Source organism: Azospirillum sp. B506 (assembly GCF_000333595.1).
Classification (GTDB): domain Bacteria; phylum Pseudomonadota; class Alphaproteobacteria; order Azospirillales; family Azospirillaceae; genus Azospirillum.
Map to the genome: position 1 here is coordinate 43,062 of NZ_BADK01000748.1, position 15,560 is coordinate 58,621.

At 70.7% G+C, this 15,560-nt stretch carries 10 protein-coding genes; 5 read left to right on the forward strand and 5 right to left on the reverse strand.

Translation table 11 applies throughout. The features are described from left to right. Positions 1 to 79: 79 nt before the first annotated feature. The 5 genes from I71_RS23340 to I71_RS23360 form a co-directional block, all read right to left on the reverse strand. A complete protein-coding gene (locus I71_RS23340; protein ID WP_042699013.1) occupies positions 80 to 2,080 on the reverse strand; it encodes a glycosyltransferase family 41 protein in 2,001 nt (666 codons plus the stop codon). Next, on the reverse strand, positions 2,077 to 3,612 hold the full coding sequence (locus I71_RS23345) for a tetratricopeptide repeat protein (RefSeq protein WP_042699016.1): 1,536 nt from the start codon (positions 3,610 to 3,612) through the stop codon (positions 2,077 to 2,079). The genes I71_RS23340 and I71_RS23345 overlap by 4 nt, the downstream gene beginning before the upstream one ends. A 215-nt stretch (positions 3,613 to 3,827) precedes the next feature. Continuing rightward, a complete protein-coding gene (locus I71_RS23350; RefSeq protein ID WP_042699019.1) occupies positions 3,828 to 4,652 on the reverse strand; it encodes a bifunctional 2-polyprenyl-6-hydroxyphenol methylase/3-demethylubiquinol 3-O-methyltransferase UbiG in 825 nt (274 codons plus the stop codon). A gap of 65 nt (positions 4,653 to 4,717) precedes the next feature. After that, positions 4,718 to 6,421 (reverse strand): tetratricopeptide repeat protein, encoded by a 1,704-nt coding sequence (locus I71_RS23355; protein ID WP_049976283.1) that lies wholly within the window; start codon positions 6,419 to 6,421, stop codon positions 4,718 to 4,720. Positions 6,422 to 6,469: 48 nt separating this feature from the next. After that, positions 6,470 to 7,057, reverse strand: a complete 588-nt coding sequence (locus I71_RS23360; RefSeq protein ID WP_049976284.1) for an SIS domain-containing protein — start codon at positions 7,055 to 7,057, stop codon at positions 6,470 to 6,472. 217 nt (positions 7,058 to 7,274) lie between these two features. Between I71_RS23360 and I71_RS23365 the strand changes: the two genes are divergently transcribed. The 5 genes from I71_RS23365 to I71_RS23385 all read left to right on the forward strand — a co-directional run bounded on the left by I71_RS23365 (position 7,275) and on the right by I71_RS23385 (position 15,477). Further along, positions 7,275 to 7,817 (forward strand): hypothetical protein, encoded by a 543-nt coding sequence (locus I71_RS23365; RefSeq protein ID WP_042699023.1) that lies wholly within the window; start codon positions 7,275 to 7,277, stop codon positions 7,815 to 7,817. Positions 7,818 to 7,943: 126 nt separating this feature from the next. Continuing rightward, the gene (locus tag I71_RS23370; protein WP_042699026.1) at positions 7,944 to 9,545 is read left to right on the forward strand and encodes a tetratricopeptide repeat protein; all 1,602 of its coding nucleotides are present in this window, start codon (positions 7,944 to 7,946) and stop codon (positions 9,543 to 9,545) included. A 95-nt stretch (positions 9,546 to 9,640) separates the two neighbouring features. Continuing rightward, entirely contained in the window at positions 9,641 to 10,969 is a 1,329-nt protein-coding gene (locus tag I71_RS23375; protein ID WP_042699029.1) for a hypothetical protein, read from the forward strand. 118 nt (positions 10,970 to 11,087) lie between these two features. Continuing rightward, positions 11,088 to 12,326, forward strand: a complete 1,239-nt coding sequence (locus I71_RS23380; RefSeq protein ID WP_042699031.1) for a galactosyltransferase-related protein — start codon at positions 11,088 to 11,090, stop codon at positions 12,324 to 12,326. A gap of 64 nt (positions 12,327 to 12,390) precedes the next feature. Then, entirely contained in the window at positions 12,391 to 15,477 is a 3,087-nt protein-coding gene (locus I71_RS23385; protein WP_042699034.1) for a glycosyltransferase, read from the forward strand. Positions 15,478 to 15,560: the final 83 nt, after the last annotated feature.

A 15,560-nucleotide genomic window follows, 5' to 3' on the forward strand; every position in this document is an offset into this window, starting at 1 on the left:
GAAACAGATTCTGTCTGCATCCGCGCTGAAAATTGCCGGTAGGGCGGAACGGGAAGAGGCTCTTCCCGCTCGTCCGTTCTCAGCCGGCGGGCAGGATGAATCCCTGCGGCGGCTTGCCGGCCTTGTGCAGCGACCACATGACCTGATAGGCGCGCTCCAGGTTCCGGGTGAAGCGGTTGCTGTCGAACAGCGGCGCCGTCATGCGTCCGTCCTCCAGCCGCTTGCGCAAGCCCGCGCGCCGGTCCGGATCGCCGGCGAGCGCCACCGCCAGATCCTCGTACCCGTCCAGCGAGCGGGTGACGGTGTCGGGCAGACCGGCTGCATTCAGCAGGCTCGCCGCCACCCTGGAGGCGAAGGTCCCGCCCAGGCAGGTCACCACCGGGCAGCCCGCCCACAGCGCATCGCTGGTGGTGGTGTGGCCGGTGTAGGGCAGGGTGTCGAGCGCCAGATCGGCGACGCGGTAACGGGCGATGTGGTCGGCCAGCGGGCGGGGCGGGGCGAAGACCAGCCGGGCCGGGTCGACGCCCTGGGTGGCTGCCGTCGCCTTCAGGTTGGCGGCGGCGCGCGGATTGGCCTCGAACAGCCACAGCACCGATCCCGGCACGCGCTTCAGGATGCGCATCCACAGGGCGAACATGGTGGGGCTGATCTTGTAGGCGGTGTTGAAGGCGGCGAAGACGACGCCGTCCTCCGGCAGGCCGCACTGGCTGCGCGAGGGCACGCGGCCGGGATCCTGATCGGGCAGCGGGCGGCGGCGGTCGTTGATCTGATAGGCGTCGGGCAGGATCGCCAGCCGCTCGGCGTAGAAGGGCTGATGCTCCGGCGGGGTGACGAAGCGGTCGCCGATCACATAGTCCATGTAGGGGCAGCCGATGGTGCCGGGATAGCCCAAATAACTGACCTCGACCGGCGCCAGCCGGCGCGACAGCAGGTCCAGCCTGGTCTGCTTGGTATAGCCCTTCAGGTCGATCATGATGTCGACGCCGTCGTCGGCCATGCAGCGGGCGACCGCGTCCAGCGGCACGCTGCGGATGTCGCGGAAGCGGTCGAAGGCCTTCACCAGCCGCTGGCGCATGGCGCTGCCGTCGTCGGGTCCGTAGGAGTAGGCCAGCACCTCGAAGCGGGCGCGGTCATGCAGCTCGAACAGCTCGGCCGCCAGATAGGCGGTGGCGTGCTCGTGGAAATCGGCCGAGACATAGGCGATGCGCAAGCGGCTGTCGGGCCGGCTGTCGGGCCGGGCCGGCATCGGCGGGGCGGCGGGACGCTTGACCAGCCGGTCGTAGAACAGCCGGGCGGAGCGGTCCTGCTGGGCCGGCGTGGTGTCGATCGACAGGGTGGCCAGCGGAATGACGACACCGCCGTCGCAGTCGATGGTCGCCGTCACCCGGGCGCACAGCCGGTCGTACTCGTCCCAGGCGCACAGGGTCTGCTTGAGATAGAGGTGGTAGCACAGCGCGTCGGTCTTGGCCGGCGTCAGCCTCACCGCCCTGGCATAGGCGGTCTCAGCCTCGTCCAGGCGGCCGAGTTCGCGCAGGGCATGGGCATAGGCGAGCATCGCCTCGCCACTGCCGGGTTCGACGACCAGCGCCCGTGCCAGGGCGCGGAGTCCCTCGGCCATCCGCTGCCCCTCGCGCAGAGCCACGCCGAGATTGGTGGCGGCGAGCGCGTCGATCGGCCGCAGCGTCAGCGCGCGGGCGAAATCGGTCGCCGCCCCGTTGCGGTCGCCGAGCGCCAGCCGTGTCGAACCGCGGTTGACATAGCCTTCCGGCGTGCCGGGTGTCAGCTGGACGCAGCGGTCGTGCGCGGCCAGGGACTCGCCCATGCGGCCCAGGGACTGCAGCACGGTGCCGAGATTGCCGTGGCTGTCGGGCAGGTCGGGTTTGGCGGCGATCGACTGGCGCAGGATGGTCTCCGCCTCCTGCGGGCGGTTCTGCATCATCACCACCGTGCCCAGCAGCTGGGTGACCTCGCCCTGGCCGGGAACGGCGTTCAGGATCGCCCGGCACACCTGCTCCGCCTCGGCCGCGCGGCCGGCCCGGAAATGGTCCAGCGCCAGCCGGAATGCCTCGTTCAGCGTCATCGCCGCGCCTCCCCGGCGAGAGCGCCGTTCCGGATTTGGATTTCAGCCGCCACCTCCGCCGTCACCCTGGCCATCGCCTCGGCCCAGTCGTCGGGCCTGGCCTGGCGGAACAGGCGCATCGTCGGGTACCAGGGGCTGTCGAGCCGGTCGCGCATCCAGCGCCAGTCGGCGAACCATTTCAGCACCACCCAGGTCGGCCGCCCCATGGCGCCGGCCAGATGGCAGACCGAGGTGTCGCAGGTGACGATCAGGTCCAGGTTGGCCATCACCGCGGCGGTGTCGAGGAAGGCGTCCGGCCCGGCGTCGAAATCCGCCCCCAGCTCGGTCAGCGCCACCCGGTCGCGCAAGCGCTCCAGATGGTCCAGGCCCGACACCTTCTGCAGGCTGTAGAGCCGGACGCCGGGCAGCGCTCCCATCGCCTCGAAACACTCCAGCGGGATCGACTTGCCGGTCTCGTTGCCGTGCCAGTTGATGCCGATGCGCAAGTCCGGGCGCTTGCCGCCCTCCAGCCGGTCCAGCCGCTCCGCCCAGCCGGCCTGCAACTGCGGTTCCGCCCGCAGATAGGGAACGCCGCCGGGGACGGTGTCGGGGGTGGTGCCCAGCCGGTGCATCAGGCTCATCAGCGAGATGTGGTAGTCGTAAGGCGGCAGCGGCTCGCCGAGGGCGAACAACCCGTCCAGATCCGGAGCGGTCGACAGCACGCGCTTCAGCGCCGGCTGGCATTCGTAGAGCACCCGCGCGCCCATGCCCTTCAGCACCCCGGCATAACGGATATACTGGAAGGAATCGCCCAGCCCCTGCTCGAAATGCACCAGCAGGGTCTTGCCTGCCAGCGGCTGGTCCCGCCACAGGACGCCCGGCATGTTGCGCTTGCGCCAGACCCCCTGCTCCAGCCGGCCCTCATAGGCGACGGTGCCGTTGGCGTAGTCTCCGGCCATCAGCAGGCAGGTGCCGAGATTCTTGCGGTATTCCGGCTTGCCGACATCGATGGCGAGCGCGCGGCGGTAGTTCAGCGCCGCGTCCTGCAGATGGCCGAGGCTGAGGCTGACCGCGCCCAAATTGTTGTGGTTGACGGCCACATCCGGCTCGACGGCCAGGGCCAGCCGGTAAACGGCGCGCGCCCGCCCGCCGTCGCCGCTGAACATGAACAGGTTGCCCAGGGTCAGCAGCGCTCCCGGATAGTCGGGCTTCAGCTTCGCCAGTTCGCGGAACGCGATCAACGCATGCTCGATGTGGCGGTGGTCGAGCAGGATGCCGCCCAGCGCGTTCAGCGCGTCCAGATGGTCGGGTTTCAGCCGCAGCGCCCGGCGCAGCGGCTCCATCGCCTCGTCCGGCCGACCGGCGGCGCGCAGGCACAGGCCCAGGGCGCCATGCAGGCTGGCGGCATGCGGTGTCGCGATGTCCGGGTTTTCGTCGATCAGGCGGCGGTAGACGGTGGCCGCCTCGTCGAAGCGGTTGGCCTGGAACAGCGCCGCACCGGTGTTGTAGGCCTGGATGAAGGCCGGCGAGAACTCGGAAATGGCAACCCCCAAGGCTTGGGCCCCAACGCCTGGCCCCAACGCTCAATCGCGCAGATGACCCGCGGTGCGGATCGATCACTGTCGCACGGAACCGCGGCTTCTTAACCCAAGACCCTGGCCGTCAGCAATAAAGGGCTGCCTTTCTCGCTTCTTTGATCCTGTCCCTGTGGCTTCCGGACCCTTCCCCCGGCCTCCGGCCCCTTATCCCTTCGGCCTCCGGAACCTTATCATTCGTTCGGCCTCCGGCCGATGGCCGCCCAGGAAATCTCGTTGACCCAGGCGAGCTGCACGTCTTCCAGGCCGGCGCCCGTCATCAGCGCCTCCACCTCGTTGCGGCGCCAGTAGTTGGCGATCTTCGGCAGCATCTGGTCGAAGACGATGGAGCGCAGATGCGCGAAGTCGAAGCGGCGGATCAGGCGGAAATATTCCAGCCGGTCCAGCCCCAGCCGCAGGGCCAGCCACAGGAGCGCGGTCGGCGGCAGGGACAGCGCATGCACCAGCCCGATCGGCAGGCGGCTGAACAGCGCCTTGCGCAGCGGATCGGCGAAGCGGACGATCCAGCCGTTGTTCTCGCGGCCATAGACCCAGACCATCACCCGCCCGCCGGGCTTCACCGCGCGCACCATGTTGGCGAGCGCCGTTTCCGGATGGGCCAGATGGTGGATGACGCCGATGGAGAAGGCGAGGTCGAAGCGCTCGACCTCGCTCAGCTCATAGGCGCTCTGGCGGCGCACCTCCATCGCCGGATGCGGCGCCAGCGTCGCGCGGGCGGACGCCAGGCTGCGCTCGTCGATGTCGATGGCCAGCCCGCCGGCCGCACCGTAGCTCATCGGCCAGTGGCTGTTCCGCCCCATGCCGCAGCCGACGTCGACGAAGGTCAGGCCGCGCCAGTCCTCGGGTTTCAGGAAGGGCGTCCAGCGGCGGAACTGCTCCTCGTAGATGTCCTTCAGCTCGGCGTAGCGGCCCCATTCGTAGCCGAACCGGTCGGCCGACCCGCTGTGCACCGCGGACGCGGTGTCGGGGGCGGAGGAAGAAGACGGCGCTTCGCTCATCGCGGCGGTCCGGTGTGGTGGCGGGGGAAGACGGCGCTATCGGTAGAAGCCGGAGGGCGGGCTTGTCAAGCCGGGCGCCCGGTTGCGGCAGCGTCGCACCAGCGCCGCCACATCAACCGGTAGGCGGTCTCCAGATTGCGCATGAAGCGCGCCTCGTCGCACAGCGCCGATGCCCGCAGCCGCGCGCGCATGCCAAGGCGCAGCCGCATCAGCCGGGTCAGGTCGTCGGCCAGGCCGGCGGCGATGGCGGCGTAGCGGTCGGGGGTGGCGGCGACCAGCTCCGGCAGGCCGATGGCGGCCATCAGGCTGGCGCCGACGCGGGCGGCATGGCGGCTGCCCGCCAGCGTCACCAGCGGCGCTCCCATCCACAGCGTGTCGCAGGTCGTGATGGTGCCGTTGTAGGGGTGCGGGTCGAGCGCGATGTCGATGCGGTTGTAAGCGGCGAGATGCCCTGCCGCATCCTTGATGAAGCCGACGAGGTCGAGCCGCGCCGGGTCGATGCCGGCGGCGGCGAAGCGCGCCCGCATCGCGGCGGCGGTGCCGGGGTCGGACAGCGGCCGGTCCTTCAGCAGCAGGCGCGCGTCCGGCACCCGGCGCAGCACCTCGGCCCACAGCGCGACGGTGCCGTCGGTGATCTTGGACAGCTTGTTGAAGGATCCGAAGGTGACGGCCCCGGTGGCGCCCGCCGGCAGCGGCACCACCGGCGGGGCGGCGGAGGGCGGCCGGAAGCACAGGAAGGGGGCGGGCAGCCGGACCAGCGTTTCCACCGCATGCGCATCGGTCGGCCCGACCGGGTCGCTGATCGCATCGACGATGCGGTAGTCGACCGATGCCATGCCGGTGCCGTTGGGATAGCCGAGCCACGTCACCTGCACCGGCGCCGGACGCCGGGCCAGCATCGGCAACCGGTTCAGCCCCGAATGGCCGGCGAGGTCGACCAGGATGTCGATGCCGTCGGCACGGATCTGCGCCTCCAACGCCTCGTCGTCCAGCTGGCCGACGGTGCGCCAGCCGTTGGCCTGGGCCTTGAAACGGGCGGTGTAGGCATCGGCATGGCTGTCCGGCAGGATCGAATAGCAGACGATCTCGAAGCGGCTGCGGTCGGCCGCCTCGAACAGGGGCGTCAGGAAATAGGCGCCCAGATGCTCGCGGAACTCGACCGACAGATAGCCGATGCGCAGCCGCTTCTCCGGATCGGGGCGGTTGGCGTGCGGAGCCGCCGCCGCCGGCCGGCCGTCCTTCCGGCCGAACCGCTCGTCGAAGCGCCGGTGTTCGGCCAGCAGACGCTCGCCGGACAGATCCAGGTAGTTCAGGCACAGCAGCCGCTGGCTGGCGATCAGCGGATCGGTGGGAGACAGACGCTCCGCCTGGTCGAAGCAGGGGGTGGCGGCCTCGGCCTCGCCGCGCAGCTGGCGGGCGACGCCCAGGTTGAACCACATCCCGGCGGCCTGCTGCGGGTTGAGGGAGATGGCCCGGCCCCAGTGGCGCACCGCCTCGTCCAGCCGGTTGGCGCCATAGGCGTTGCTGCCCAGCCCGACCAGGGGCTTGTCGTAGCCCGGGTGCAGGGCTGCGGCGGTCTTCAGGGCGGCCACCGACGCCTCCGGCTGTCCGAGGTCGGCCAGGATGACGCCCAGGTTGTTCCACAGGTCGGCGGCCGTGCGGTCCTGCGCCAGCATGTGGCGATAGAGCGTCGCCGCCTCCTCCAGGCGCCCGGCGCTGAAAGCCTCCAACGCCTGGCGCTTCGACGCTTCCGGAACAGGGGCGGTCATGGACGTGCTCGGCAGGGGACGTGTTCTGGGGGCGGGCGGGGGATATGCTCAGGCGAGCCGGGCTTCGACCTGTTCGCACAGGTAATGGTACAGGCAGATGTGGACCTGCTGGATCAGCGGGGTGGAGCGCGACGGCACGTCCAGCAGGATGTCGCTCAGGCCCGCCATCCGGCCGCCGCCCTCGCCGGTCATGGCGATGGTGGTCATGCCCAGCCGCTTGGCCACCTCGAAGGCGGCGATCACGTTGCGGGAGTTGCCGCTGGTGGAGATGCCCAGCAGCACGCCGCCCGGCTCGCCATAGGCTTCGGTCTGGCGGGCGAAGACGCTGTCGTAGGAATAGTCGTTGCTCCAGGCGGTCAGGACGGCCGCGTTGGAGCTGAGGCAGATCGCCTTCAGCCCGCGGCGCTCCTTCAGGAAACGGCCGACCAGTTCGCCGGTGATGTGCTGGGCATCCGACGCCGAACCGCCGTTGCCGCAGACCAGCAGCGCCCGGTTGGCGCCCAGCGCGGCGGCGACCGCATCGACCGCCGCCTCGACCCGCGCCGGATCCAGGCTGTCCATGGTGCGCCGCAGGACGTCGATGGCGGCGGTGAGGCAGCCGTGCAGCGAGGGGGCGGAAGGGGTCTGGGAGTCCATGGGCGGAATACCTTTGCGTGACCGATGATGCGCGCCGGCGGCGATGGGACGGGGCGGCCCCTTGCGCGCGTGCCCCGGGGCAGCGGCCAGTGCATCCTATGGATCGCGGGGGCCTGTCAACTGCAAGCCGCGCAATGACGGCTTTCCCATACCGCCTGGAACGCTTATTTTCGGTCCTGTGCCCCGGCGGCGGGGCTTAGGATGCCAGGGGTGGCCTATGACGACGCGGACGGTCCGGCTGGGCCCCCTCAGCGTGAAGATGTACTGTGCGATCGGCATGATCGCCGTGTCCTGGGCGCAGTTGGAGGACATGGTCTCGCTGTGCATCTCGCGCCTTCTCGGCACGGATCATACCGATTTCCTGCCGATCGCCTCCAACATGCAGGTCAAGGCGCGCTTCGACGCCCTGAAGGCCGTCGCCGGCCGTCGCCTGCCCGCGGACGAGGCCAAGGCCCTGATCGCCCGCTGCGACGAGGCGCTGGAACTGGGGCGGGAGCGCAACAAGATCCTTCACGGCTCCTGGATCCAGGGCGAGACCGACGATGTCGCCATCCGTCTGAACTACCGCGCCCATGGCCGCATCTCCACCGACGCTCCCGTCATCTCCGCCCGCGAGATCGCGGAGATCAGCGACCGCATCACCATGCTGACCGAAGGCTTCGCCCAGACCCTGCAGCGCCTCGGCCTGTTCGATCCCAAGAACCCGATGCGCAGCCCGGTGCGGGATCCGGGCAGGACGCCGGAACAGTCCCTCGATTGACGCTGGCGATCAACGGCGGCGATCAACGGCGGCGATCGACACCAGCTCCCCGCCGCCTCTCGCCTGTTCCCCCCATCATGCCGGCGACGGCAACGGCGCCCCAACACCGGTTTTTCCAGACAGGCGATGCCCTCCATCCACGACATCCTGACCGAGGCCGTCGCCCTGCACAACGGCGGCCAGCCGGAGCGCGCGGCGGCGCTCTACCGGGACATTCTGGCCGTGCTGCCGGCCGAGCCGCATTCGCTGCATCTTCTGGGGCTGCAGATGCGCCGTGCCGGCCGCGAGGCGGAGGGGGCGGCGCTGATGGCGCGGTCGCTCCTGCTGGCTCCCACCCTTGCGCCCGCCCTCTTCAACCAGGGGCGCGCCCTGCAGGATCTGGGGCGGCTCGACGAGGCGGTCGCGCATTTCCGCCGCAAGCTGGAGCTGGACCCGAACTGCGGCGTGACGGTGATGCGTCTGGCAAGCGAGGCGCTTGCCTGCGGGCGGCTGGACGAGGCCGGGCGCTTGCTGCGCCGCGCCGCCGCCCTGGAGGCGGACAACGAGTTCGCCTCCCGGCTGCGGCGGTCGCTGGAACGCGTCGCCACCAGCCAGGCGATCGCCCGCGATGCCGCCGACCCGTCGCTGCCGCCGGGGCTGGTGGTCCGCGGCGCCTTCCGCGACAACAGCGGCTATGCCCAAAAGGTCCGCCAGTTCGTCCGCCATCTGGTCGATGCCGGGGTGCGCATCCGGCTGGTCGACCTGAACCATGGCGACGTCGACAATCTGCCCGACGGCCAGATCGATCCGCTCCTGGGCACGCTCGACCGGCCGGTGCGGGCCAAGGCGGTGCTGAGCTTCACCACGCCCCTGCTGGTGGAGGCGGTTCCGGGCCTGAAGACGATCAACTACACCGTGTTCGAGGCGCTCGACATTCCGCCCCTGTGGGCGGCGCACAGCCGGCGTCACGACCATGTCGTCGTCGCCACCGCCTCCTCCCGCCAGGCCTGGCTGAAGGCCGGCCACCCGGCCGACCGCGTCCACATCTGCCCGGAGGGGGTGGAGCCGCTGGATCCCGGCCGCGTGACGCCCGCCGCCATCCTGGACTCGACGGGGCGCCGGCTGGCCGATTATCCGGTGCGCATCCTCAACGTCTCCGACCTCAACAGCCGCAAGAACCTGGAGGGGCTGCTGCGGGTGTGGCTGCGCACGACACGGGCGGAGGACGCCGCCGCCCTGCTGCTGAAGGCCGGCAAGGGGGAGGGGGTGTCCGGCAGCATCCGCAATCTCCTGGTCCGGCTGACGGCGGAGACCGGCCGGACAATGGAACAGGCGGCACCGCTGTTCCTGGTCGGGGGCATGCTGTCGGAGACGGACATGATGTCGCTCCACGCCGCCGCCACCCACTATTGGAGCATGTCGCATGGCGAGGGCTGGGACCTGCCGATGGCGCAGGCCGGCGCCATGGGGCTGACCCTGCTGGCTCCCGACCACAGCGCCTATCGCGCCTATCTGAACGGCCGGGTGGCCCATATGATTCCCAGCCGCGTCACCCCCGCCCTGGACGGCTACCGCGGCCGGGACTGGTGGACCCCCGACGAGGAGGAGGCCGCCCGGCTGCTGCGCGCGGTCATCGACGATCCCGACGGCACCCGACGTTCCGCCCGCGGGCATCTGCTGGAGCAGTTCAGCTGGCGCTCCGCCGCCCACCGGCTGATCGGTCTTCTGCGCGATCTGGACGCCCTGTGACGGGCAGCGCGCTTGCATCGTCCGGGGGACCAGGGCAAAGAGCCTCCCTTGGACCGAAGTCTTGAACCCTACACTCAACGCAGGCGGGTTTGCGCATGGATCAGCAGAAGTTCCGGCAGGTGATCGGCGCCATCGCCGTGGCCTGCGCAATCGACCCCGCCGCCCTCGACCGCGAGCTTTGCGCCATCGAGGCCGCCGGCGACCGCCAGCGTCTCTACGACATCCTGGCGCTGCTGGTTTCCCGGATCGGCGACGGGGCGGAGAAGGGGCGGCTCGCCGACGCGCTGATCGAATGCCGGCCCGATGACGAGGCCCTGTATCTCGCCCTGGCGCACCGGCTGGCCTATGCCGGCATGGGGGTCCTCGACCGCGATCCAGCCATCCCCCGACAGGGCATCGCCCTGCTCGGCCGGGCGCTGGAGCGGGCGGCGCCGTCCCCGCTGCGGCCGCAGATCCACGCCAACCTGTCCTTCCTGCTCAACGAGGCCGGCCGTCCCGATCTGGCGGAGGCCCATGGCCGCGCCGCCGCCGGCTGCCCGAACGCCATCTTCCATCTCTGGCTCGGCGAGGCCCTGTTCCGGCAGGGCAAATATGCAAGCGACGGGCTTTGCGTCATCGACCTGTCATCGCTGTCCTTCCGCCGGGCGGCCCAGACCCTGGCCAGGGCGGACGCCGCACCGCCTTTCGGGCCGACCGGCCGGCAGGTGGTGCTGGTGTCGGTGGACGGTGCCTATTTCAAGCGCTACGCCGCAGCGCAGATCCTGAACCTCCACGCGCTGGGGTCGGCGGTGGCCGTCCATTACCACATCGTCAACGCCGACGCGGAGGTCGCCCGGCTGATCGAGCGGCTGCGCGGCATCGTCGGCGCCATGCCGGTCACCTTCTCGCACGAGAGCTGGGCGCTGCGGGGGGAAGCCATCGACAAGCCCTATTACGCCTCCTCCCGTTTCCTCATCGCGGCGGAGGCGATGCTGCGGCACAGGGCCGACGTGATCGTCTGCGATGCCGACGTGCTGTTCCGCGAGAAGCCGGAGGACATCGTCCAACTGGCCGGGGCCGCCGACGTCGCCCACACCGACTATCGCGGCGAGCCGCTGTGCAGCCGCTACAACGCCTCCTTCGTCTATTTCCGCCACAGCCGCAGCGGCTATCTGACGCTGCTGATGATGGCGGACTTCCTGCGGACCAACTTCGAGCGCTGCTACATCTGGATGATCGACCAGGTCGCCCTGTTCGCCTGCGTCGAGCGCGCGGCGCAGCTGCTGGGCAGCGAGATGGCGCATGCCGCCTGGCCGGACAGCGTCCTGCCGCCGCGTGCCTCCGATGCGCTGCCGCTCGTCCTGACCGGCGCGCTCGCCGGGAAGCACGGCAACAGCCCCTACAGCGCGAAGCGGGACGAAATCCTGCGGGCCTACGGCCTGTAACACCAGCGGCCGGCAACGGATCCCGTGCATCGCGAATGCCGGTGCGGTAAGTAAGCGGCCGTCCTGTCCGTGCCCAAGACCGGCCCGGCCCTTGGATCGCGCCCCCGACGGAGCTTTCATGCCGACCCTCGAAGAAGCCTTCCGCATCGCCGTCGAGCACCATCATGCCGGACGGCTGGCCGAAGCCGAGGCCGTCTATGACAGCATCCTCGCGGTGGTGCCCGACCAGCCGGAGGCGATGTCGAATCTCGGCTACGCCCAGCAGATGCAGGGCAAGCTGGCGGCGGCGGCGGCCACCTACCGCAAGGCTCTGGCCAGATGGCCCGACCGTCCGCAGCCCCATGCCCGGATGGGCGAGATGATGCAGTGGACCGGCCGCTGGGGGACCGCGGTCGATTGCTATGAAGCCGCGGCGTCGCTGCTGCCGCAGGACGAGGGGCTGGCGGCCAAGCTCGACCATGCCGTGGCACTCGCCTCGCGCCACCAGGCCCTGCGAGAGCCGCTGCGCCGCGGCGAAAGGCTGGATCTGCGCGACGTCACCTTCCTGGTGCCCTGCCGGATCGAATCCGCGGACCGCAGGCGCAACCTGCGCATCCTGGTCACCTACCTGCGGCGCTACCTGGACACCAACATCCTGATCTGCGAGGACAATCCGGAGCGTCAGGATGTGCCCGGCATCATGGCGGAGCTGGGGCTGTCCCCCGCCGACTACGGCTACATCCACCTGACCGGCAACGACAGCCCCTACACGCACAAGGCCAAGCAGATCAACGTCATGGCGGCGGCGGCGGCCACGCCGATCCTGGTCGTCCAGGACACCGACGTGCTGGTGGAGCCGACCCAGTATGTGCTGGCCCGCCAGGCCGTGCAGGACGGCGCGGCGCTCGCCTGCCCGTTCAACGGCCTGTTCTTCGACGTCGCCGCCGATTTCGTCACCGGCGTGGAGCGGACGCTGGCGGTGGCCCAGATCGACCTGTTCGATCCGCGCAACGAGATGCTCTACAAGAACTCCTATGGCGGCTCGGTCTTCTTCGCCAGCCGGGTGTTCGACCGGCTCGGCGGCTTCAACGAGAGATTCGTCTCCTGGGGCTGGGAGGATTTCGAGATCTACCGCCGCCTGGAGCTGCTGGGCGAGCGGGTGGAACGCACGCTGGGGCCGCTGCTCCATCTCAGCCATGCGCGGTCGGCCAATTCGGTCACGGAAAACCCCTGGTACGCCCACAACACCGCCGAGTATGAGCGGGTGGTGTCGATGACCCCCGAGCGGATCCGGGCGGAGATCGCCGCCGGCGGCTTCCGCCGTCCGCTGGTCGGCGCGGGCACCGTCCCCGGCTGGGTGGAGCCGCCGGTTCCCTGAGCCCGGTCCATGGCGCGGCGGGCATCGGGCCCGCCAGTCCCCAACTCGTGCCCGAGATGTCCGCATGCCACCGCACACGCACGCTTCTTCCATCCTCCCGCAGCCGGCGGCCGATGCTCCCCGCACGCTGTTCTGCTGCCTGGCCACGCCCGACCATTACCGCCGGCCGCTGTTCTCGGAGCGCGAGGTGTTCTGCGGCCCCGACTGCCCGACGGTGGAGACGGGCGACGGCTTCGCCTCGCTCAACACCCCGCCCGGCGAGTTCGATCTGCCGTCCGTCGTCGCCCGCCTGCCGGCGCACCAGCGTCCGGAGCTGATCGTCGTCAAGGCCGACGCCACCCGCCGCAACTTCGCCCGCGGGCTGGACCGGCTGCCGGGCACCAAGCTTCTGCTGGTCGGCGACACCCACCATTTCGCCGGCCCGCTGCGCACGCTGCTGGCCTATGGCGCGATGGAAAGCTTCGACGCGGTGGTGCTCGACCACACCCGCCAGCATGCCCATGCTTTCCTGGAGGCGGGGTTCGACCGCGTCTATTGGATCCCGGCGGTGGATTATGCGCTGCGCCGGCGCGACATTCCCGCCGCCCCCGACTGTCCCCTCACCTTCGTCGGCCAGATCGGCGCCTTCCACCCCTGGCGGCGCCATATGCTGGACCGGCTGGTCGAGGCCGGGCTGCCGCTGACCGGGATGCGGGCGCCGCCGGAGATGGCGGCCGACATCTATGCCGGCTCGCAGGTCACGCTGAACGTCTCGCTGAACGGCGACCTCAACCTGCGCGTCTTCGAGGCGCTGGGGGCCGGCGGCTTCCTGCTGACCGACGCCCTGTCGCCCGACGCCGGGCTGGAGCGCTGCTTCACCCCCGGCCGCCATCTCGCGACCTACCGTTCGCCCGGGGAGCTGGTGGAGATGGCCCGCCATTACCTCGACCATCCCGATCAGGCGATGGCGATCCGCCGGGCGGGGCAGGCGCATCTGCTGGAGTTCCACAGCCCGCAGGTCAAGCGCGCCCAGCTGTTCGCCGCGGTGTTCGACGACCGCGTCGATCCGGCGCTGGAGGTGCGCGGGGAGCGGCGCGGGCTGTCGGCCCTGCCGGTGCAGGGGAGGGGCTTCCGCCAGCGGCTCGCCGCCTACGAGGCGCTGCAGCGGCTGCAGCTGACCGCGTCGCGGCTGACCGTCCATGCGGCCGGCGCGGACGGTTTCGCCGCCGACCTGCGCCTGATGGCCCGCGACCTGACGCGGGTGGCTTTCGCTGCGCCGGGCGCCGGGGCGGGCGCCGGGGCGGGCGATGCGGCCATTCCGGTTCCCCTGCCGCTGCCGCCATCCCCCGACCGGGTGCGGGACGATGCGGTGACGCTGCTGCCCTGGCCCGACAGGGCCGACGCCGACCGCCGGATGGCCCGGCTGCCCGGCGCCTTCGTCCTCTGCCCCACCGCCTCGGCGCGTGACCAGGACGCGGCGGCCGCCCATCTGGCCGGCTGGGGCTTCGCGCCCACCGAAGCCGGCGGCATCCTGTTCCAGTGCGCCGATGTCCTGCGCTATGCCGTGCGCTCGCTGTCCGATCCGGCTCTGGCTGCCGCATTGACGCCGGAGCTGCGGCAGGCCCGTCTCGCGGCGCTGGAGCCGATGCTGCGGACAGTCGACCAGCTGACCGGCGTCGCCCGGCTGGCCGCCCGCTGCGGCGAGACCGCCCTGGCGGAGCGCTTCCTGCTGAGTGCCGTCGGGCTGGACCGCCAGCAGCCGGACGCGCTCGCCGGGCTGGCCCGCCTGTGCGCGGCGTCGGGACGCGCGGCGGAGGCTTTCGTCTATCTCGGCGAGGCCCGGCGTGCCGCCCGTCTTGCCGGACGCGCGGACCCGGCCCCGGATTTGGACGCCGACGCCGACGCCGTCTCCGCCGACGCCCTTGCCGCCACCGGCGGCAGTCCGGGGCTGGAGCGCTACCGCAGCCTGTTCCGGCAGGCGTCCGCCCCGTCGACCGGGCGTCCGCTCCGCATCCTGGTGGTCACCAACCTGTTCCCGCCCCAGGAGTTCGGCGGCTATGGCCGCAAGCTGTGGGAATTCTCGGCCGAGCTGATCCGCCGCGGCCATGCTGTGACAGTGCTGACCGCCGACGTGCCCGAGCTGACCCGGCCGGGGATGGCCGGCACCGAGGACATCGAGGCGCATGTCGACCGGTCGTTGACGCTCTATGGCGCCTGGAAGGACGGCCGCGCCGTCATCCACGGCGATCCGGCCCACTGCGCCGCGCTGGTCCGCGCCAACATCCGCCGCGTGCTGGAGACCGCCCGCGACCTCCGCGCCGACGCCTGTCTGGTCGGCAACCTCGACCTGCTGGGCACCGGGTTCCTCGACCCGCTGACCCGGCAGATGGGCGTGCCGGTGCTGCACTGCCTGGGCAACCAGCATCCCGGCTACCCGCCGGAGTCAGCCCCCCGCTCCCCCCTCTACCGCGCCGGACCGGCCAGCGGCTGGGTGGCGGAGCGGCTGGCCGCCGGCGGCTACGGCCTGTCCGTCACGGTGATCCACCCCGGTGCCCGCGTCGATTACTTCCACCGCGCGGTGATGCCCGCGACCGACCGGCTGCGCATCGCCTTCGCCAGCCTGTTCGTCACCTACAAGGGGCCGCAGACGCTGGTCAACGCCCTGGCGCTGCTGCACCTCGAGGGCGTCGACTTCGACTGCACCTTCGCCGGGGAGGCGCCCGACGCCGATCTGGCCGCCCGCTGCCGCGACTTCATCGAGCGCAACGGCATGGCCGGCAAGGTGCGCTTCACCGGATTCCTCGATCGCCGCGGCCTGTCCGACCTGTTCGCCCGCTGCAACGTGCTGGTCTTCCCCAGCGTCTTCCAGGAGCCGTTCGGCATTTCCCAGGTGGAGGCGATGGCCGCCGGCCTGACCGTGGTCGGCAGCGGCACCGGCGGCAGCGGCGAGGTGCTGCGCGACGGCATCGACGGACTGCTGTTCAAGGCGGAGGACCACGAGGCGCTTGCCGATTGCCTGCGCCGTCTGGTCAAGGACCGCGCCGCCTGGCAGCGCATGGCCCTGTCCGGCCGCAACCGCGCCTGCGACTTCACCGTCGCCCGCTCCGTCGACCGCATCGAGGCGGTGTTCGGGGAGCTGATCGAAAGGAAAAGCGGCCCGCCGGGTTGCTGATTCCGGAAGACTTCTGGTAATGTCGGCCGAATTTTTCGGAAGAATTCTTGGATCTGGGTGGTGCCGAAGATGTCGAATGTTCT